The 18,357-nt window shown below is 70.0% G+C and carries 20 protein-coding genes and 1 tRNA gene; 17 read left to right on the top strand and 4 right to left on the bottom strand.

Annotated features, from left to right (window positions below; translation table 11 throughout):
* Positions 1–70 precede the first annotated feature (70 nt).
* On the bottom strand, positions 71–1,273 hold the full coding sequence (locus FGD71_RS24425; RefSeq protein ID WP_119102646.1) for a sensor histidine kinase: 1,203 nt from the start codon (positions 1,271–1,273) through the stop codon (positions 71–73).
* Positions 1,274–1,530: 257 nt separating this feature from the next.
* Between FGD71_RS24425 and FGD71_RS24420 the strand changes: the two genes are divergently transcribed.
* The 14 genes from FGD71_RS24420 to FGD71_RS24355 all read left to right on the top strand — a co-directional run bounded on the left by FGD71_RS24420 (position 1,531) and on the right by FGD71_RS24355 (position 14,647).
* Complete coding sequence (locus tag FGD71_RS24420; RefSeq protein WP_420878340.1) at positions 1,531–1,944, top strand: NADH-quinone oxidoreductase subunit A; 414 nt, start codon at positions 1,531–1,533, stop codon at positions 1,942–1,944.
* Positions 1,935–2,561 (top strand): NADH-quinone oxidoreductase subunit B, encoded by a 627-nt coding sequence (locus tag FGD71_RS24415; RefSeq protein ID WP_119102644.1) that lies wholly within the window; start codon positions 1,935–1,937, stop codon positions 2,559–2,561. The genes FGD71_RS24420 and FGD71_RS24415 overlap by 10 nt, the downstream gene beginning before the upstream one ends.
* Complete coding sequence (locus FGD71_RS24410) at positions 2,558–3,748, top strand: NADH-quinone oxidoreductase subunit C (protein ID WP_119102643.1); 1,191 nt, start codon at positions 2,558–2,560, stop codon at positions 3,746–3,748. Before FGD71_RS24415 ends, FGD71_RS24410 begins: the two co-directional genes overlap by 4 nt.
* On the top strand, positions 3,745–4,713 hold the full coding sequence (locus FGD71_RS24405; RefSeq protein ID WP_119102642.1) for a complex I subunit 1/NuoH family protein: 969 nt from the start codon (positions 3,745–3,747) through the stop codon (positions 4,711–4,713). The genes FGD71_RS24410 and FGD71_RS24405 overlap by 4 nt, the downstream gene beginning before the upstream one ends.
* 2 nt (positions 4,714–4,715) lie before the next feature.
* A complete protein-coding gene (locus FGD71_RS24400; RefSeq protein WP_119102641.1) occupies positions 4,716–5,414 on the top strand; it encodes a NuoI/complex I 23 kDa subunit family protein in 699 nt (232 codons plus the stop codon).
* Entirely contained in the window at positions 5,411–6,064 is a 654-nt protein-coding gene (locus tag FGD71_RS24395) for an NADH-quinone oxidoreductase subunit J family protein (protein WP_119102640.1), read from the top strand. Before FGD71_RS24400 ends, FGD71_RS24395 begins: the two co-directional genes overlap by 4 nt.
* Positions 6,064–6,441 carry an NADH-quinone oxidoreductase subunit NuoK gene (nuoK, locus tag FGD71_RS24390; RefSeq protein ID WP_119102639.1) on the top strand — a complete coding sequence of 126 codons (378 nt, stop codon included), beginning with the start codon at positions 6,064–6,066 and terminating at the stop codon, positions 6,439–6,441. The genes FGD71_RS24395 and nuoK overlap by 1 nt, the downstream gene beginning before the upstream one ends.
* On the top strand, positions 6,438–8,429 hold the full coding sequence (locus FGD71_RS24385) for an NADH-quinone oxidoreductase subunit 5 family protein (protein WP_119102638.1): 1,992 nt from the start codon (positions 6,438–6,440) through the stop codon (positions 8,427–8,429). The genes nuoK and FGD71_RS24385 overlap by 4 nt, the downstream gene beginning before the upstream one ends.
* 6 nt (positions 8,430–8,435) lie before the next feature.
* Positions 8,436–10,010, top strand: a complete 1,575-nt coding sequence (locus FGD71_RS24380; protein ID WP_119102637.1) for an NADH-quinone oxidoreductase subunit M — start codon at positions 8,436–8,438, stop codon at positions 10,008–10,010.
* Positions 10,007–11,518 carry an NADH-quinone oxidoreductase subunit N gene (locus FGD71_RS24375; protein WP_119102636.1) on the top strand — a complete coding sequence of 504 codons (1,512 nt, stop codon included), beginning with the start codon at positions 10,007–10,009 and terminating at the stop codon, positions 11,516–11,518. The genes FGD71_RS24380 and FGD71_RS24375 overlap by 4 nt, the downstream gene beginning before the upstream one ends.
* Positions 11,519–11,776: 258 nt before the next feature.
* On the top strand, positions 11,777–12,640 hold the full coding sequence (htpX, locus tag FGD71_RS24370) for a zinc metalloprotease HtpX (RefSeq protein ID WP_119102635.1): 864 nt from the start codon (positions 11,777–11,779) through the stop codon (positions 12,638–12,640).
* Positions 12,637–13,032, top strand: a complete 396-nt coding sequence (locus FGD71_RS24365; RefSeq protein WP_119102634.1) for a YccF domain-containing protein — start codon at positions 12,637–12,639, stop codon at positions 13,030–13,032. The genes htpX and FGD71_RS24365 overlap by 4 nt, the downstream gene beginning before the upstream one ends.
* A 13-nt stretch (positions 13,033–13,045) precedes the next feature.
* A complete protein-coding gene (locus tag FGD71_RS24360; RefSeq protein ID WP_119102633.1) occupies positions 13,046–14,182 on the top strand; it encodes a barstar family protein in 1,137 nt (378 codons plus the stop codon).
* 198 nt (positions 14,183–14,380) lie between these two features.
* Positions 14,381–14,647 carry a GlsB/YeaQ/YmgE family stress response membrane protein gene (locus FGD71_RS24355; RefSeq protein ID WP_119102632.1) on the top strand — a complete coding sequence of 89 codons (267 nt, stop codon included), beginning with the start codon at positions 14,381–14,383 and terminating at the stop codon, positions 14,645–14,647.
* A gap of 88 nt (positions 14,648–14,735) precedes the next feature.
* Here FGD71_RS24355 and FGD71_RS24350 read toward each other — a convergent pair whose 3' ends face one another.
* Complete coding sequence (locus FGD71_RS24350; protein ID WP_119102631.1) at positions 14,736–15,224, bottom strand: YajQ family cyclic di-GMP-binding protein; 489 nt, start codon at positions 15,222–15,224, stop codon at positions 14,736–14,738.
* A gap of 224 nt (positions 15,225–15,448) precedes the next feature.
* Between FGD71_RS24350 and FGD71_RS24345 the strand changes: the two genes are divergently transcribed.
* Both FGD71_RS24345 and FGD71_RS24340 read left to right on the top strand, forming a co-directional pair.
* A tRNA-Tyr gene (locus FGD71_RS24345) sits at positions 15,449–15,530 on the top strand.
* Between the two features lie 224 nt (positions 15,531–15,754).
* Positions 15,755–15,967, top strand: coding sequence for a hypothetical protein (locus FGD71_RS24340; RefSeq protein WP_119102630.1), 213 nt, complete (start codon positions 15,755–15,757; stop codon positions 15,965–15,967).
* Between the two features lie 40 nt (positions 15,968–16,007).
* On the opposite strand, the gene FGD71_RS24335 is transcribed toward FGD71_RS24340, so the two are convergent.
* The gene (locus FGD71_RS24335) at positions 16,008–16,385 is read right to left on the bottom strand and encodes a nuclear transport factor 2 family protein (RefSeq protein ID WP_240436734.1); all 378 of its coding nucleotides are present in this window, start codon (positions 16,383–16,385) and stop codon (positions 16,008–16,010) included.
* Between the two features lie 37 nt (positions 16,386–16,422).
* Positions 16,423–17,079: an SDR family oxidoreductase gene (locus tag FGD71_RS24330; RefSeq protein WP_119102660.1), complete on the bottom strand. Its 657-nt coding sequence runs from the start codon at positions 17,077–17,079 to the stop codon at positions 16,423–16,425.
* A gap of 162 nt (positions 17,080–17,241) precedes the next feature.
* Between FGD71_RS24330 and FGD71_RS24325 the strand changes: the two genes are divergently transcribed.
* A complete protein-coding gene (locus tag FGD71_RS24325) occupies positions 17,242–18,261 on the top strand; it encodes a hypothetical protein (RefSeq protein WP_240436733.1) in 1,020 nt (339 codons plus the stop codon).
* Positions 18,262–18,357: the final 96 nt, after the last annotated feature.

Below are 18,357 nucleotides of genomic sequence, written 5' to 3'. Positions count from 1 at the left end.
CGGCCCGGCGCCGGGCGGCACGGCGCGTGCGGCACTTCGTAAGGCGCGATACGGCGAGGGCGCGGACCGCCTACCCCTGTGCCGGCTCGTCCGTCCGGTCCCGCCAGGGGAGCTCCGCGGTGATGGTCGTCGGGCCGCCGATGGGGGATTCGATGACGAACAGGCCGTCGACCGCGCCGAGCCGGTCGGCGAGACCCGCCATACCCGTGCCGCCGTCCAGGGACGCACCGCCGCGGCCGTCGTCCCAGACCTGTATGAGCAGGCGGTTGTCGGAGCGCCACACGTCCACGGAGGCGGACCGTGCCCCGCTGTGCTTGCTCACGTTCTGGAGGAGCTCGGAGACCGTGAAGTACGCGATGCCCTCGATGGCCGCCGCGGGGCGCGTCATCAGGTCGGCCGTCACCTTGACGGGGACCGTGCAGCGGGAGGCCACCGCGGACAGGGCGGCGTCGAGCCCGCGGTCGGTGAGGACGGCGGGGTGGATGCCCCGGGCCAGGTCGCGCAGCTCCTGGAGGGCCAGCTTCACCTCGCCGTGCGCCTCCGCGACCATCGACGCCGCCGCGTCGGGGTCCTCCAGCAGTTTCTCCTTGGCCAGACCGAGCCCCATCGCGAGGTTGACCAGCCGGGCCTGCGCCCCGTCGTGCAGATCCCGCTCGATGCGCCGCAGGTCGGCCGCCGCCGTGTCGACGACCACGCCCCGGTCCGACTCCAGCTCGGCGATACGCCGCTCCAGCTCGTCGGAGGGCGAGAGAAGCGCCCGGACCATCGCCCGGTCCGCGTTGGCGAGCCCGCGCGCGATGAACGGCAGCACGGGCCACAGTACGAAGAGTGAGGTCAGCGTGATGGTGAAGGTCAGGATGCCCCAGGGCAGCCTTATGAAGTCGTACAGCATGGTCCGCCAGCCGACCGGGTCCTTCAGTGCCATCCACAACTGGGGGAAGAACCCGTCCCGTCTCCGCCCCAGCAACGACAGCGGACTCGGCTCGTCCACCCGCACCCCGAGCAGCGCCCTGGACCGGCCCCGCTCCAGCTTGCCCAGCTGCCGGGCACCCATCAGCCCGGCCGCGAGCAGCGGAAAACCGATCACCGTCGCCGTCAGCAAGGCGCCGGTGAACAGCACCGTGGCCACATAGGTGAAGCCGAGCAACGCGACCGGCAGGTTGGCGAGGAGATGCGCGATCTCCTTCCAGGTGTGACGGTCATAGGCGAAGCGCGCACGCGGCAGCCGTTCGGTGCCGTTCCGGGCATCGGTGGCCAGGGTGGGTTCGGTCATAACCGTTAGCGTGCCGGGCCGCGGGCCGTCGCGCCATGAGGTATCCCGCCGCCGTTCACTGGGGAAAGCCCCACCCTCGGGGCGCTCCCGGATCGCCTCCCGAGGGCCTCCGTGCATGCTGACGTGTGACGGGCTGCTTACCGTTTCTTTAGCAGGGCCTAGACTCCGGTGCGTACAGATCGTCGAGCACGGCGCATCAAGCGGCGCATGTCAGGGCGCACACGAGGTCATACGAGGTCAGGGAGCGAGGGGCGGACGTGCCGGAACCGACCATGGTCGCGGGGACCGGGACCGTCGTCGCGGCGGACTACTTCCAGTCCTACTCGGTCGTCGGACTGCTCGCAGTGGTCGGCGTGCTGTTCGTCGCCGTAGCCTTCGGAGCGGGACGTCTGCTGCGGCCTGTCGTCCCGACCCCCGAGAAACTGCTGACATACGAGTGCGGAGTCGACCCCGTAGGCGAGGGCTGGGCGCACACCCAGGTCCGGTACTACGTCTACGCCTTCCTCTACGTGATCTTCGCCGTCGACTCGATCTTCCTCTTCCCCTGGGCGACGGTCTTCGCCGCGCCGGGATACGGCGCGACAACGCTCGTGGAGATGTTCATCTTCCTGGGCTTCCTGGCCGTGGGCCTGCTCTACGCATACAAGAAGGGCGTCCTCACATGGACGTGAACCAGCCCGAGACCGTGTCCGAGCCGGTGCCCGTGCTGCTTCCCGAGCCGAAGAGGCTGGGCGCGCTCGCCCGTCTCGCCCCCGAGCCGATGAAGGTGGTCCTGAACTGGGGCCGCCGCTACAGCCTGTGGGTCTTCAACTTCGGTCTCGCCTGTTGCGCGATCGAGTTCATCGCCGCCTCCATGGCCCGGCACGACTTCATCCGCCTCGGAGTCATCCCCTTCGCACCGGGACCGCGCCAGGCCGACCTCATGGTCGTGTCGGGCACGGTCACGGACAAGATGGCCCCCGCGGTGAAGCGGCTCTACGAGCAGATGCCCGAGCCGAAGTACGTCATCTCCTTCGGCGCCTGCTCCAACTGCGGCGGGCCCTACTGGGACTCGTACTCCGTGACCAAGGGCGTCGACCAGATCATCCCGGTGGATGTCTACGTACCCGGGTGCCCGCCGCGCCCCGAAGCGCTGCTCCAGGGCATCCTCAAGCTCCAGGAGAAGATCGCCCGGGAGTCGCTGGGGGAGCGGTACGGATCCGCGGGCACCACCCGGCCGTCCGCGTCCGCGCTGCGGAGCGGCTTGGTGAAGCCGCCCGTTCCGGCCGCGGGGGAGGGTGAGCGGTGACCATGACCGGCTGGCTGCCCGCCCCTGTGGAGGAGCTCTTCGGTACGGAGGCCACGGCCGAGGAGTCGTACGAGCTCCTGACGGTCGACGTGCCGCCCGCCGCCTGGATCTCCGCGCTGGAGACCGCACGCGGCGAGCTGGGCTGCACGTATTTCGACTGGCTGAGTGCCGTCGACGAGCCCGGCACGGGTTTCCGCGTCTCGGCGCATGTGGTCGCGCTCGCTCCGGTACGCCGTCTCCTCGTCCGTACGACGGTCCCGCACGACGCCCCCGTACTGCCCTCCGCCGTCGGTGTCTACGCGGGCGCCGCCTGGCACGAGCGGGAAACCCACGAGATGTTCGGCGTCGCCTTCGAAGGCCACCCGGGACTGGCGCCGCTGCTCCTTCCCGACGGCTTCGAGGGCCACCCGCTGCGCAAGGACTTCGTCCTGGCCGCCCGCGTCGCCAAAGCCTGGCCCGGCGCGAAGGAGCCCGGGGAGTCCGAGCACGGCGGCCCGAAGCGCCGCCAGATGCTGCCACCGGGCGTCCCCGACCCGAACGAGTGGGGCCCCCTGAAGGGCCAGCTCCCGCCTGCCCCGGCCCGCCCGGCACGAGGAGGCGCAGCCCGAGGCGCGGGCCGAGCGGCCGGTGAACGTCCCGCACGCCGCGCCCGCACGGCGGCCGAGGGCTCGGCGAGCCAGGCCTCGGCGAGCCAGGCCTCGGCGGCGGAGGGCGCGCCCACTGCGGGTGCACCCGCAGCCGGTACGGGTGCCGGGGGTGGCGCTGCCGCTGGTACGGGTGCCGCGGGCACCGCAAACACGCCGGCCCCGAGTGAAGGCTCGGCGTCGCAGCGCGACCCGTCCTCCACTACACCGGCCGGCAGCGAGAAGTCCGGTGGCGAGCAGTCTGGCAGCGAGAAGTCCGGCGGGCAGCAGCCCGGCGGCCAGCAGTCCGGTGGCGACCGGCCCACCCGCCCGGCGCGCAGCGACCGCAGCACGGACGCTCCCTGGCATCACGCGCGCCCCGCCTTCAACGATGCCGAGCAGAAGGACGAACCCAAGGATCCTCCGGCGCCGGAACCCCCCTCGGAAGCTTCCGAGACCTCCGAACCTTCCGAGACGCCCGAACCTTCCGAGACGCCCGAAGCTCGCACCACCGACGACACCACCCCGGCCACGGACGAGAACCCCCCAGGAGGCCCGCAGTGAACGACGTGCTCGACGTCACCCTGCGACTTCTGATCGTCTTCGTCGTGTTCCTCACGTTCCCGCTGATCATCGGTCAGACCGAGCACAAGGTGATGGCCCACATGCAGGGCCGCCTCGGCCCCATGTACGCCGGCGGCTTCCACGGCTGGGCCCAACTCGTCGCGGACGGCGTGAAGTTCGCCCAGAAGGAAGACATCGTCCCGGCGGGCGCGGACCGCCGTATCTTCCAGCTGGCCCCCGCCGTCGCCCTCCTCCCGTACCTCCTCGTCCTCCTCGCCATCCCCATCGGCCCGGGCGAGGGCGCCGTCGGCGAGGTCATAGACGCGGGCGTCTTCTTCGTCCTCGCCGTGATGGGCGTGGGCGTCCTCGGCTCGCTCATGGCGGGCTGGGCCTCGGCCAACAAGTTCTCCCTCCTCGGCGGCCTCCGCACCGCCGCCCAGCTCCTCGCGTACGAGCTGCCCATGCTGCTCACCGCCGCTTCGGTGGCGATGGCGGCGGGCACGGTCTCGCTCCCCGGCATCGTCGACGCCTTCGAGTGGTGGTGGCTGCCCTGGCAGATCGTCGGCGCGATCGTCTTCTTCGTGGCAGGTCTCGCCGAACTCCAGCGCCCTCCCTTCGACATGCCCGTCGCCGACTCGGAGATCATCTTCGGCGCGTACACCGAGTACACCGGCCTGCGCTTCGCCCTCTTCCTCCTCGCCGAGTACGCCGGAATCATCGTCCTGTGCGGCCTGACCACCGTCCTCTTCCTGGGCGGCTGGCACGGCCCGTGGGGTGCCGACGGCCTGGGCTGGGTCTGGACCCTGCTGAAGACCGCGATCCTCGCCTTCGTCGTCATCTGGCTCCGCGTCACCTATCCCCGGCTCCGCGAGGACCAGCTCCAGAAGTTCTCCTGGACCCTCCTCGTGCCCCTGTCCCTCGCCCAGATCGCCCTCACCGGCGTCGTCAAGGTGGTGATCCAGTAGCCATGGCTGAGTCCCTCCCGCCCACTCGGTCCCGTATCCCCGGCAGCGGCCTCGCCAAGGGCCTGGCCGTCACCCTGCGCACGATGACGAAGCGCGCGCACACCGCGCAGTACCCGGACGCCCAGCCCGAACTCCCGCCCCGCAGCCGCGGCGTCATCGGCCTCTTCGAGGAGAACTGCACGGTCTGCATGCTGTGCGCCCGCGAGTGCCCGGACTGGTGCATCTACATCGACTCCCACAAGGAGACGGTCCCGCCCGCCGCGCCCGGCGGCCGCGAGCGCAGCCGCAACGTCCTCGACCGCTTCGCAATCGACTTCGCCCTGTGCATGTACTGCGGTATCTGCATCGAGGTGTGTCCTTTCGACGCGCTGTTCTGGTCCCCGGAGTTCGAGTACGCGGAGACCGACATCCACGAACTCACCCACGAACGCGACAGGCTCCGCGAGTGGATGTGGACCGTCCCGGCCCCACCCGCCCTCGACCCCGGCGCCGAGGAGCCCAAGGAGGTCGCCGCCGCCCGCAAGGCCGCCGACAAACTCGCCGCCGAGCAGGCAGCCCAGGCCCAGGCCCAGGCCTCCGCCGAGGCCGAGTCCTCCGCCGAGGCCGAGTCCTCCGCCGAGGCCGACACCGAGGCTTCCGCTTCCGGCGGGTCCGAGCCCGAAGGCTCCGGCCCGACGCAGCCCGAGGGAGGCGCAACGTGAGCCTCGCGGTAGCCACGGCCACCCTCACCGGCAGAGCCGCAGCCACAGCGGCCCAGGCGACGACCACCGCCGCTGACACCCGGGGCTTCCTCTCCCCGACCGGCGTCGAGATCGCCTTCCTCCTCGTCGGCCTCGTCACCCTCGGCGCGGCCGTCGTCACCGTCACGACCAGGCAACTGGTGCACGCCGCCCTGTGGCTGGTCGTGGCGCTCGGCGGCCTCGCCGTCGAATACCTCCTGCTCACCGCCGAGTTCATCGCCTGGGTGCAGGTCCTCATCTACGTCGGTTCCGTCGTCGTACTCCTCCTCTTCGGTCTGATGCTCACCAAGGCCCCCATCGGCCGCTCCCCGGACGCCGACTCCGGCAACCGCTGGGCCGCCCTGACCGTCGCGGTCGCAGCGGCCGCCGCCCTCGTATGGGTGGTCGTCGACGCCTTCCGGACGACGTGGATCGACCTGGACGGCGCCGCCGCCGGCTCCACCGCGGTCACCGGCGCGAGCCTCTTCCAGAGCTGGGTGCTCCCCTTCGAAGCACTCTCGGTCCTGCTGCTCGCCGCCCTGGTCGGCGCGATCGTCCTCTCCCGCAAGGCGGCCGCCGACGAGCAGCCCACGCAGCCCCCGCGCAAGGAACGCAAGGAAGGCGCCCGCTGATGCATCTCGCCTATCCCGCCGTGCTCTCCGCCCTTCTCTTCTGCACGGGCCTGTACGGGGTCCTCGCGCGCCGCAACGCGATCCTGGTCCTGATGTCCGTCGAGCTGATGCTCAACGCCGTCAACCTCAACCTGGTCGCCTTCGACGTCTGGCTCAGCAAGACCGCCCAGGACACCCTGCACTCCGGCCAGGCGCTGACCCTGTTCACCATCGCCATCGCCGCAGCCGAGATCGGCATCGGCCTGGCGATCGTCCTCGCCGTCTACCGCAACCGCGGCACCTCGGACATCGACAAGCTCCGCGACACCGCCGAGACCGACGACGGCCCCGAATCCGCCGCGCCCGCGCAGGCCGAGAAGGCTGAGGCCACCGCGTGACCACCACGACCCTCGCCGTCCTCGTTCCTCTCCTTCCGTTCCTCGGCGCCGCCGCCGGCCTGCTCCTGGGCCGCACGGCCCCCGGGTTCGTACGTCCCCTCGCGGTCCTGCCCTCGGTGACCGCCCTGGCGCTCGCCGTCCTCGTCGCCGTACGCCAGGGCGGCGACCAGGCCGTCGACGCCGCCACCGAGCTCACTCCCACCGGCTCGGTCCCCATCGAACTCGCCCTGCACATCGACGGCTTCGCCGCTCTCGTCGCCGTCCTGGTCGGCGTGGTCGCGTCCTGCGTGCAGATCTACTCGACGGGCTATCTGCGCGACGACCCGCGCTACCCCTCGTACGCCGCTCTCGTCTCCCTCTTCACCTCCGCGATGCTGCTCGTCGTCTACTCCGGCGACCTGATGCTGCTGCTGGTCGGCTGGGAGATCATGGGCATCTGCTCGTACTTCCTCGTCGGCCACTACTGGGAGACCCCCGAGGCCCGTGCCGCCTCCATCAAGGCCTTCCTGGTCACCAAGCTCGGCGACATCCCCTTCCTCATCGGCCTGTTCGCCCTCGCCACCGACGCCGGCTCCTTCCGCATCACGAAGGTCCTGGGCGCGGTCGCGAGCGGCTCACTCGACCACCCGACGCTGATCGCCCTGCTGCTCCTGGCCGGTGTGGCGGGCAAGTCGGCGCAGTTCCCGCTCCACACCTGGCTGCCCGACGCGATGGCCGGCCCCACACCCGTCTCCGCGCTGATCCACGCCGCGACGATGGTCGCCGCCGGTGTCTACTTCATCGCCCGGCTCCTCCCGGTCTTCGCCGCCTCCGCGGCAGCGCTGGTCGTCCTCGCCGTCATGGCCGCGGTCACGATGGCCGGCTCGGGGCTCGCCGCGCTCGCCCAGGACGACATCAAGCGCGTCCTCGCGTACTCGACGATCGGGCAGCTCGGCTACATGACCGGCGCCCTCGCCGTCGGCGACCGCGGCGCCGCCGTCTTCCACCTCCTTGCGCACGGCGCCTTCAAGGCGCTGCTGTTCCTCGCGGCGGGCGTGATCATCCACGCCGCCGGCACCAACTCACTGGCCGCCATGTCCCGCATGAAGGACCTGCGCGCCCGCGTCCCCGACGCCTACTGGACGATGACCGTGGCGCTCCTCGCCCTCGCCGCGATCCCGCCCTTCAGCGGCTTCTTCTCCAAGGAAGCCGTGCTGGGAGTCGCCGAACACGCCGCCACCGGTCACGCCGAGAACGTGCCCAGCTCGGCAGGCTGGATCGTCCTCGTCGCCGGCCTGGTCACCGCCCTGCTCACCGCCGCGTACGCGATGCGCCTGTGGCTGCTCGCCTTCCGCGGCCACGGAGCCGAGGCACCCGACCACGGCAGGCAGCCCCTCGCCATGAACGCCGTGCTGTGGGTGCTCGCCGTCCCGTCGCTCGCCTTCGGGCTCACCACCGGCCTGTTGCCCGACTGGTTCGACGGACACGACCTGACCCCGACGCTCACCACTTCCATGCTCGGCACGGGCATCGCCCTGGTCGGCGGCATCGTCACCTACGGCGCCTGGCGGCACACCACCGCGATGGCCGCCCGCGTACCGCTGGGTGCGGTCGCGGCCCACCCCGAGGGCGACGCGGCACTCGTCGAAGCCGAGGCCATCGCCAGCCACGCACCCGCGTACGGAGACGTGGCGTCCGCGCCCGACCCTTCGGACCCCGGGCGCCTGCTGCTGGGCCCGCTGCACCGCCACGCCGCTGTCGGCTTCCACCTCGACGCCGTCTACGCGGCGCTCTTCGTCCGCCCGGTCCAGGCCGGAGCCACACTCGTCCGGTTCCTCGACCGCGAGGTCGTCGACACCTACGTACGCGGCGCGGGTGAGCTGCCCCGCCTGCTCGGCGCGGCGGTCAGGCGCGCCCAGACCGGCAATGTGCAGACCTATGTGAGCGCACTGCTCGCAGGCACCGTCGTCCTGGCGGTCGCCGCCCTCCTAGTCGCCACGGGAGCGTGAGCGGGCGTGATCGATATCAGCGAGTCCGTGATGCAGTTCCTTCTGGCGTTCGTCGTCGTCGGCCCGCTCCTCGGCGCGGCCGCCGCTCTCCTGCCCGCCCCGCCGGGACTGAAGGGGAAGTCGCCCGAACAAGCAGTGCTGCGGCACGGCGTGACCGTCACCGGCGCCGTGCTCATCGCCGCGATCGTCCTGGCGCTCGGCTTCGACCACGACCAGCCGTCGAGGATGCAGGCCACGACGGACATCAGCTGGATCCCCGCGCTGGACGTGCGGATCCACCTCGGCACCGACGGCATTTCCCTCCCCCTTCTGGTCCTGACCGCGCTGCTGACCTTCCTCTGCGCGCTGTACTCCTACTTCAAAACGCCTGCGGGCCCGACCCCGAAGGCCTTCGTCGCACTGCTGCTTGTCCTCGAGTCCGGCACCCTCGCGACCTTCGCCGTCCTCGACCTTCTGCTCTTCTTCCTCGCGTTCGAGATGGTGCTCATCCCGATGTACTTCCTCATCGCCCGCTGGGGCGGTGAGGAACGGACCCAAGCCGCTTGGAAGTTCATCCTCTACACACTGCTCGGCTCCGTCGTCATGCTGCTGGGCCTGCTCCTCGTCGGGCTCAAGTCCGGCACATTCGACATGGTGGCACTCGCCACTGACAACGGCCGGTCGCTGACCACATCCGTGCAGGTCATCGCTGTTTTGGCGATCGGAATCGGGCTCGCGGTCAAGACGCCGATGTGGCCGTTGCACAGCTGGCTGCCGGACGCGCACACCGCCGCTCCGACCGTCGGTTCCGTCCTGCTGGCCGGTGTTCTGCTGAAGATGGGCACGTACGGGTTCGTGCGCATCCTGCTGCCTGTCGCGCCGGACGGCATGCGGACCTTCGCGCCCTACCTCGCCGCCTTCGCCGTCGTCGGGATCATCTACGGATCCCTCGCCTGTCTGACCCTCGCCAAGCAGGGCGCGAAGGGCGATCTCAAGCGCCTCATCGCCTACTCCTCCGTCGGCCACATGGGCTTCGTACTCCTCGGCATCGCCACGATGACCCCGACCGGCGTGAACGGCGCACTCTTCGCGAACATCGCCCACGGCCTCATCACCGGCCTGCTGTTCTTCCTGGTCGGCGCGCTCAAGGACCGTACGGGCACAACGGACCTCGACACGCTCGCGGAGAAGACCGGCGCCGCCCTCTACGGCAAGGCACCGCGCCTCGGCGGCCTGCTCGCCTTCGGCGCCGTCGCCTCGCTCGGCCTGCCGGGCCTCGCCGGATTCTGGGGCGAAATGCTGGCCCTGTTCGGCGCGTTCGATCCCGCCGACGACCTCAGCCGCCCCACGTTCCTGACCTTCATGGCGATCGCCGCGTTCGGCACCCTGCTCACCGCCGCGTACATGCTCATCGTGGTACGCCGCGTCTGCATGGGCGCGGCCCCGCAGGAGGGTCCGAAGCTCGCGGACGTCCAGATGTACGAGTTCGCCGCCTGGACCCCGCTCGTCGTCCTCACCGTCGTCGCCGGACTCTGGCCCAAGGCCCTCCTCGGGCTGACCGACCCGGCCGTGCAGCAGCTCCTCGCAGGAGGCACCCGATGAGCCCCCTGGCCCAGTCCCTGGTCCAGTCCGTCGACTGGCTCGCGATCGCTCCACCCACCATCGCGGCGGTCGTCGGCCTCGTGGTGCTCGTCGCCGACCTCTTCGTGGGCGATGCCAAGAAGGCCCTGCTCGGCTGGGTCTCCGTCGCGGGACTCGCCGCGTCCACTCTGATGCTGCTGCCGATCCTGGACGGCGACCGCTCCACCTTCTGCCTGCAGGGCGGCGGGGACGTCTGCAGCTACACGGCCGACCGGTTCACGCTCGTCATCCAGTTCCTGGTCCTCGGCGGAGCCCTCCTGGCGGCCCTCCTCTCCGTCACCGCACTCAAGGACGCCAAAAGGGACCTCCCCGAAGGGGAGTTCTGGTTCCTGCTGCTCTCTTCGGCAGCCGGCGCCGCCCTGCTGCCCGCCTCACGCGACCTGGCGACCCTCATCGTCGCCCTGGAAGTCGCCTCACTGCCCGCCTTCGCCCTCGTCGGCATAAAACACGGCGACAGGAAGTCCTCCGAAGCGGCCCTGAAGTTCTTCCTGTCCTCGGTCACCGCGACCGCTGTGAGCCTCATGGGCGTCAGCTTCGTCTACGCGTCCACCGGCACCCTGTACCTCACCGAGATCGCCACCAAGATCCAGGACGTCGACGGACAACTGCACACGCTCGCCCAGGCGGGCGTCGTCCTCACCCTGGTCGGCTTCGCCTTCAAAACGGCCGCCGTGCCCTTCCACTTCTGGGTGCCCGACACCTACGTAGGGGCGCCCCTGCCGGTCGCCGCCTACTTGTCGGTCGTCGGCAAGGCGGTCGGCTTCACCGGGCTGATCCTCGTCACCGTGATCGCCCTCCCGTCGTACGCGGACGTCTGGGGCCCGGCACTCGCCGTCCTCGCCGCGCTCACCATGACGATCGGCAACGCCGCCGCCCTGCGACAGCAGGCCACGCGCGCGTACAGCGCGGTCCGCCTGCTCGCCTGGTCCTCCGTCGGCCAGGCCGGCTACCTCCTGGTGCCGATCGCCGCCGCCGCGTACTCCCAGGACGCCGAGAAAGCCATCGGCTCCACCGTCGCGTACGCCCTGATGTACGCCGCCGTGAACCTCGGTGCCTTCGCCGTGGCCGCCCTGGTGGCCCGCACCAAACCGCTGAACCGCATCAGCGACTACCGCGGCCTGTACGCCTCGCGTCCTCTCTCCGCGCTCGCCCTGGGCTTCTTCCTGCTCTGCCTCGCGGGACTGCCGCCGGGCATCATCGGCCTCTTCGCGAAGGTCACCGTATTCTCGGCGGCCGTGGACGCGGGCCTCGGCTGGCTCGCCGTGGTCATGGCCGTCAACGTCGTGATCGCGCTCTTCTACTACCTCCAATGGACGACGCTCCTGTTCCGCGCTCCCGAAGGCGAGCCCGAGACGCACCGCGTCCCGGCCCCGCTGACCGCCGCGATCGCGCTGACCGCGGTCCTTGGAGTCGCCCTCTCCGGCGCGCCCCAGCTGGTCCTGCGCTTCTCGGACACCGGCCTGTTCTGAGCCGCTGACCGCATCCCGCACGCGCGCGTGGGCACCCGACCCGCACGCGAACCGCACGCGACCCGCACGCGCGTGTACCGGACGATGTCCGGCCTCACCCGGACGGCCCACGCTCGCCGCCGTGCGCACAAGGGAACTGGAGCTCCCCGCCTGGCGTTGACCAGTGAGGGAGGGTCCACTGGACACGTGGAATCACGGGTCAGTGGCAGACATCAGCAAGCGAAGGGTTCCCCTGCCGCACGACTTGGAGGGCGTACCGTGCACCGCCGGCACAACGGGCTCAGGACCGCCGTACTCCTCGGGGGACTGTCCGCACTCATCATCGCCATCGGCAGCTTCTTCGGGCGTACCGGCCTCGTCGTCGCGCTGGTCATCGCGATCGGCACCAACGCTTACGCGTACTGGAACAGCGACAAGCTGGCGCTACGCGCGATGCGCGCCCGCCCGGTGAGCGAGTTCGAGGCCCCGGCTCTGTACAGGATGGTCCGCGAACTCTCCACCCAGGCCCGCCAGCCCATGCCGCGCCTGTACATCTCCCCGACCGAGGCCCCCAACGCGTTCGCGACGGGCCGCAACCCGCGCAACGCGGCCGTGTGCTGCACCGAGGGCATCCTGCGCATCCTGGACGAGCGTGAGCTGCGCGGCGTCATCAGCCACGAGCTGAGCCATGTCTACAACCGCGACATCCTGATCTCGTCGGTCGCCGGAGCCCTCGCTTCCGTGATCATGTTCCTGGTCAACTTCGCCTGGCTCATCCCGATCGGCCGCTCCGACGACGACGACGGCCCCGGCATCCTCGGCATGCTGATGATCATGATCCTGGGTCCGCTCGCCGCATCCCTGATCCAGCTGGCCATCAGCCGCTCCAGGGAGTACGAGGCCGATGCGTCCGGCGCCCAGCTGACCGGCGACCCGCTGGCGCTCGCGAGCGCCCTGCGCAAGCTCGAGGCGGGCACGAAGCAGCTTCCGCTGCCCCCCGAGCCGCGCCTCGAGACCGCAAGCCACATGATGATCGCCAACCCCTTCCGTCCGGGCCAGGGGATGTCCAGGATGTTCTCCACGCATCCACCGATGGCGGAGCGTATTGCCCGGCTCGAACAGATGGCAGGTCGACACCAGTGAAGACAATCCTGAATGTCATATGGCTCTTCCTGAGCGGATTCTGGCTGTTCCTCGGCTACTTGTTCGCGGGCGTGCTGCTCTGCATCACCATCATCGGAATTCCGTTCGGCATCGCGGCGTTCCGTATCGGCGTCTACGCCCTGTGGCCGTTCGGCTATATGACGGTCGAGCGCTCCGATGCGGGCGCGCCCTCCTTCATCGGAAACATCCTGTGGGTGGTCCTCGCGGGCTGGTGGCTCGCTCTCGCCCACATCGTCACCGGCTTCCTCCAGTGCATCACGATCATCGGCATCCCCCTGGGGATCGCCAACTTCAAACTGATCCCGGTCTCGCTGTTCCCCTTGGGGCGCGAAATCGTGCGTACGGACCAGCCGTTCGCGTCACGCTGGTAGAGCGGCGCCGGGGGTGCGGCAGCCGAAGTACGCGTTGGCGGCGTATGACATCGACGCCGAGGAGGACGACGTCTGGGCCCTCTGCGCGGACGCCGAGAACCTCTTCGGCGATCCGCGGCCCCCAACGCGCGGGACGTACGAGCTGCTCGGCTGCGCGCCCGAAGGCGGGTTGAGTACCGCCGTCACACGCGCGCGTGCCGCGGGTTCGGCGCCCCTCGGCTTCCTCGCCCTGGAGATCCTCGACAAGAAGGGCGAGCGCGTCGAAGAGTGGTACCTGGAGGACGTACGCGTCCTCGGGGACCGCCCGTGCGCGCGTGATCTGTCGCTGCGCGACATCACGATCGAAGCCCGCGAGTCCCCGCACAACGCGTTCGACTATCCGCAGTGCCCGCCGCTCTCCCCGGGCTACCGGCTGCTGGGCGCGCGGAACGAGCCGAGCGGCAGCTGCCGGGACTTGGCGTTCGTCCAGGACCAGCCGGACCTCGTCGAACCGTCCGTACGGCTGCTCGGCTGTTCCCCGCGCGGAGCCCTGCGCACGGCGCTGGAAGCGGGGGAGGAGGACCTCGGCCACGCCAAGCTGGTACGCCTCGACGCGACCGGCCGCACCGTTCAGTCCGCCGTCGAGGGCGAGCTCATCGCATGGATCCCGTCCGGCCGTGGCCGCGGCCTGGTGGACCTCACGCTGGAACCCTGGTCCGAGCGGCCACCGGCCGCGGCCCAGGAAGTCTGGGAGCTGTGGGACGAGGGGCGCCCGTCCGAGCCCAACCTGTGGGCGCGGTGCGGCGAGGCGGGCCGCGCCTTCTGGCTCGACACCGCTCGGGAGAACCGGGACGCCTCCGCACCCGATGCGCCGCCCGGCACCACGTACCACCTCGACGGGCGGCACATCACCGACCAGGCCGGCTTCTTCTGTGCGCTCGGCGAAGCCGTCAACGGCCCCGGTGGGTACTTCGGCTGGGGCCTCAGCGCCCTCGACGACTGCCTCCGCGGCCGCTGGGGTGCCAGGCGGCCCTTCAGCCTGCTCTGGCACGAGGCGCAGGTCGCCCGCCTCTGCCTCGGCCTCATTCCGCGCACCGACGACCGTCCGGCGACCTTCGAGGAGTTGCTCGCATTCCTTGCGGGCGGCGGCATCGACGTCCGGCTCGCCTGAGCGCCGGCGCGGTGTCCACGCCACTGATCAGTGCAACCGGCCGACGCCGCCACGGCGTCCTTCCCAACGACAGCAAGTACGAACAGGCAAGAACCGCGGCACAGACACAGCCACGCAGCGGCACCAGAGCGGCAAGAACAAAGCCTGACGAGAGCAAGATCACAGCACGGGCACAGCACAGAGGGGCAGGTTTACGGCATGGGCATCATCAGCTGGATCATTCTGGGGCTGCTGGCCGGAGCCATCGCCAAGTTCCTGCTGCCGGGCCGTGACCCCGGCGGCTTCATCGGCACGACCCTCATCGGCATCGCGGGCGCGTTCATCGGCGGCTGGATATCCGCCCGCTGGCTGGACCACCCGATCACCAAGGAGTTCTACGACGGCGCGACCTGGGCCGCCGCGATCGGCGGCTCGCTCGCCCTCCTGATCGTCTACCGCCTCCTGTTCGGCAACTCGCGCAACTGAGCGCACCCCTGGGACCGCAGCCAGCAGGCAGGAAGGGTGGGCACCGTCGGGTGCCCACCCTTCCTGGTACGCGCAAACAAGCGCGAGATCACCGGTAGTTGACGAACTGCAGGGCGAAGTCGAAGTCCTTGCCCTTCAGCAGGGAGATCACGGTCTGCAGGTCGTCGCGGCTCTTCGAGCTGACCCGCAGCTCCTCGCCCTGCACCTGGGCCTTCACGCCCTTCGGGCCCTCGTCGCGAATGATCTTCGCGACCTTCTTCGCGTTCTCCTGGGAGATTCCCTCCTCGATCGAGGCGAAGATCTTGTACTCCTTGCCGGAGAGCTGCGGCTCGCCCGCGTCCAGCGCCTTGAGGGAGATGCCGCGCTTGATCAGCTTGGACTGGAAGACGTCGAGGATGGCCTTGACCCGATCCTCCGAGTTCGCCTCCATCAGGATCTTCTCGCCGGACCAGGAGATGGAGGCGCCCACGTTCTTGAAGTCGTAGCGCTGCGAGATCTCCTTGGCGGCCTGGTTGAGGGCGTTGTCGACCTCCTGCCGCTCGACCTTCGAGACGATGTCGAAACTGGAGTCGGCCATGTCCTGTGGCTCCTTGTATCGGGGTGCGTATCGGGTGCGTGTCGGCGTGCGTGGGGTGGCCGCCGAGCCCGGCGCAATGCCCGGGCCGCATCCGCATAAGCCTAGCCACCCAGCACCCCCCGAGCGCCGATCAACCGGGTGGCGAAGCACCCCGGGGCATCGGGTATCGTTTACGTCGTTGCCACGGAGCACCGCCGCAAGGCGGTTCGACGGGCAGCGACCCCGGCGGTGTGCCCGAGCGGCCAAAGGGAGCAGACTGTAAATCTGCCGGCTCAGCCTTCCCAGGTTCGAATCCTGGCGCCGCCACGCTGAGAGAGACCCTCTCTGATCTGCGAGAACGCAGACCGGAGGGGGTTTCTTCGTATGCGCGTGGATTCCGTTCGTGTGGGGACGGCGATCGGGACGGCCGGCGGTACGGGACGCGGTGCGCGGGAGCGTGGACGTGCTGCGGACCGAGCGGACCGCGAAGGCGAAGGCGAGGGAGCCGAGTCGTGCGCTCGCTGCCGTCCTGGCTTCGTACGCTGAGGTGTATGTCGTCACGTCGCAGGAACTGCCCCGAGTGCCGTCGCGAGATCGCCGTCGTCGCCGGGCGGTTCGCGCGGCACGATCCGCCTGGCACGCGTGAGAGCGGGGAGCTCGTGTCATGTCCGGGATCGCGCAGGCAGGCGCCGCTCGGGGCGGCCCAGCCCGCGCTGGACGGGTACGCCGTACCGGAGTTCCCCGGCCAGCTCCCCCTCTTCTGATCACGAGGACACGAGGTCACGTGGTCACGTGGTCACGTGGTCACGAGGGCGGGCGTACGTCCATCCGGCTCACCAAACCGTCCGCGCCGAACCGGTACACATGCTCGACCGGCTCCTCCGCCCAGTGATCGCCCGCCTCGTCCCGCAGCCCCGGACGTACCGTGGCGATCACGCGGTGCCCGTCCTCGTCCAGGCGCAGCCCCTCCAGCCGTACGAGAGGGTGCATGGTCTCGAACTGCGCCGCCCAGTAGGCGCGTACCTCGGCGTGGCCGTGCAACCGCACCCCGTCGGCGACGTTCGGCCAGTCCACGTCCGGGGCCAGGCAGTACGGGACGAACGCGTCGCGTTCATCGGTGCTGAAGATCTCGTACATCTTCAGCAGCAGGGACTCCTGCGCGGCGGGAACCTCGACGGACACGACAACAACTCCTCGGCTCGGGCCGGCGGCCGTCTCCTCAGTTTCCCGCCACCGATTTCACCGCCACGGAAACCGGCACCGACCCGCTGATCAGCTCCAGTGTCAGCCCGGCCGTCGCGGATGTGTCCACCAGCTCGGCGAGGACGGCCGCGACGTCGTCGCGCGGGATGGGGCCGCGCCCCGTGGAGGCCTCCAGGCGTACGAGACCGGTGCCGGCGTCGTTCGTCAGCATTCCGGGGCGCAGGATCGTCCAGTCCAGGCTCTTGAACCCGCGGATGTACGCATCGGCCTGGCCCTTGGCGCGCAAGTACACGTCGAAGACGTCGTCCCCGGGGTGCGAGGGGTCCGCGCCCATCGACGACACCACCACATACCGGCGCACCCCGGTCCGCACCGCGGCATCCGCGAAGAGGACCGCGGCACCCCGGTCCACGGTGTCCTTGCGGGCCGCGCCGCTGCCCGGGCCCGCGCCCGCCGCGAAGACCGCGGCGTCCGCGCCCTGCAGATGCGCGGCGACCTCCTCGACCGAGGCCGACTCCAGATCGCACAGGATCGGCTCGGCTCCGGCCGCCCGCAGATCGTCGCCCTGCTCGGGCCGGCGGATGATTCCCGCTACCTCGTCACCGCGCGCGGCGAGCAGTCGCTCCAGCCGCAGCGCGATCTGACCATGACCTCCAGCGATAACAATGCGCATGTTTCCGACCGTACGCCCGGACGCCCACACGTGCCGCACAACCCTGTGGATAACTCATGAGTCTCCTGATCGATCGATGAGGTACCAGAACGATCACTCAGTCACGAGGGCGACGCCGCGCTGCGTCCGAAGGAGACCGTCATCACCGCCATGACCCCTGCCATGACCGCCCTACGCAAGCCACTCACCGCGGTCGGCTGCACCGCTGTCCTGTTCGCCGGAGCGGCCGCCTGCGGCACGGTCGAGAACCTCACCGCCGGGCAGAAGGTCGACCACGCCGTCGAGGCACTCGGCGAAAAGAAGTCGCTCTCCTTCGAGTTGGCGCTCGACGCCGAACCATCCGCGCTCACGAAGCTGGCCGGGGAGGCTGATCCGGGTGAGGAACTGCCGCCCGAGCTCGCGAAGTTCCTCACGGGGATGCGGGTCACGGTGTCCGTCGAGTCGAAGAAGCCGCTCGCCGACTCGGGCGAGAAGGACCTCGTGGGTACGGGCATGCGGATCTCCGGGGCCGACGGCGTCCTGGTCGAGTACCGGGCTGTCGGCGACTTCACGTACTACCGCGCCGACATGAAGGCGCTCAGCGACGTGATGGGCTTCCCGTTCCCCACGGCCGATGAACTCCCCGAGGGCGAGAAGGAGTTCAAGAGGATTCTCGAGGGCAAGTGGGTCAAGGTCGACAACAACGAGCTCGAGACGTCGGGGAAGGGCGCCTCGGGATCCGGCGAGATCGACACCAAGACCCAGCAGAAGATCCTGAAGGCCGTACGCGGTGTCTTCGCGCGTGAGGTCACCTTCAGCAGCAAGGAAGGCAGCGACGGCACCGAACGGATCATCGCCAAGGCCTCGTTCCGCCACCTGCTCACGGGTGTCTTCGACAAGCTCCGGCCGCTGGCCGACGACCTCCCGGCGGGCACCGAACTGCCCACCGGCAAGGACCTCAAGGACGCCCCGGACAAGAAGATAGCCGTCGACTTCTCCTTGAAGAACGGCGACCTGACCCGCGTCTCCGTCGACCTCGCCGCCCTCGCGGAGGACGCGAAGGGCGCAAGGCTCCCGCTGGTGCTCACGTTCGGCGAGGCCGCCGACGTCAGCGCCCCCTCCGACGCCACCGAGGTGCCCGCGGGGGAGTTCGCGGGCCCCGGCAACCCGTTCACGGGCGGGATGCTGCCCGGCGGTTTCTGACGGCAGGAAACACAGGAAACAGTCACCGTCGGTGACAGCTGAAAGCCCCGGCGCGCGCGCGTGGATGCCTAAAACCCCCGAAGGCCTCCACGCGCG

Origin of the sequence: Streptomyces sporangiiformans, assembly GCF_005768555.2 — a bacterium.
GTDB lineage: Bacteria > Actinomycetota > Actinomycetes > Streptomycetales > Streptomycetaceae > Streptomyces > Streptomyces sporangiiformans.
Note: the sequence above shows the minus strand (reverse complement) of the source record. Positions and strands in the feature narration are given on the sequence as shown.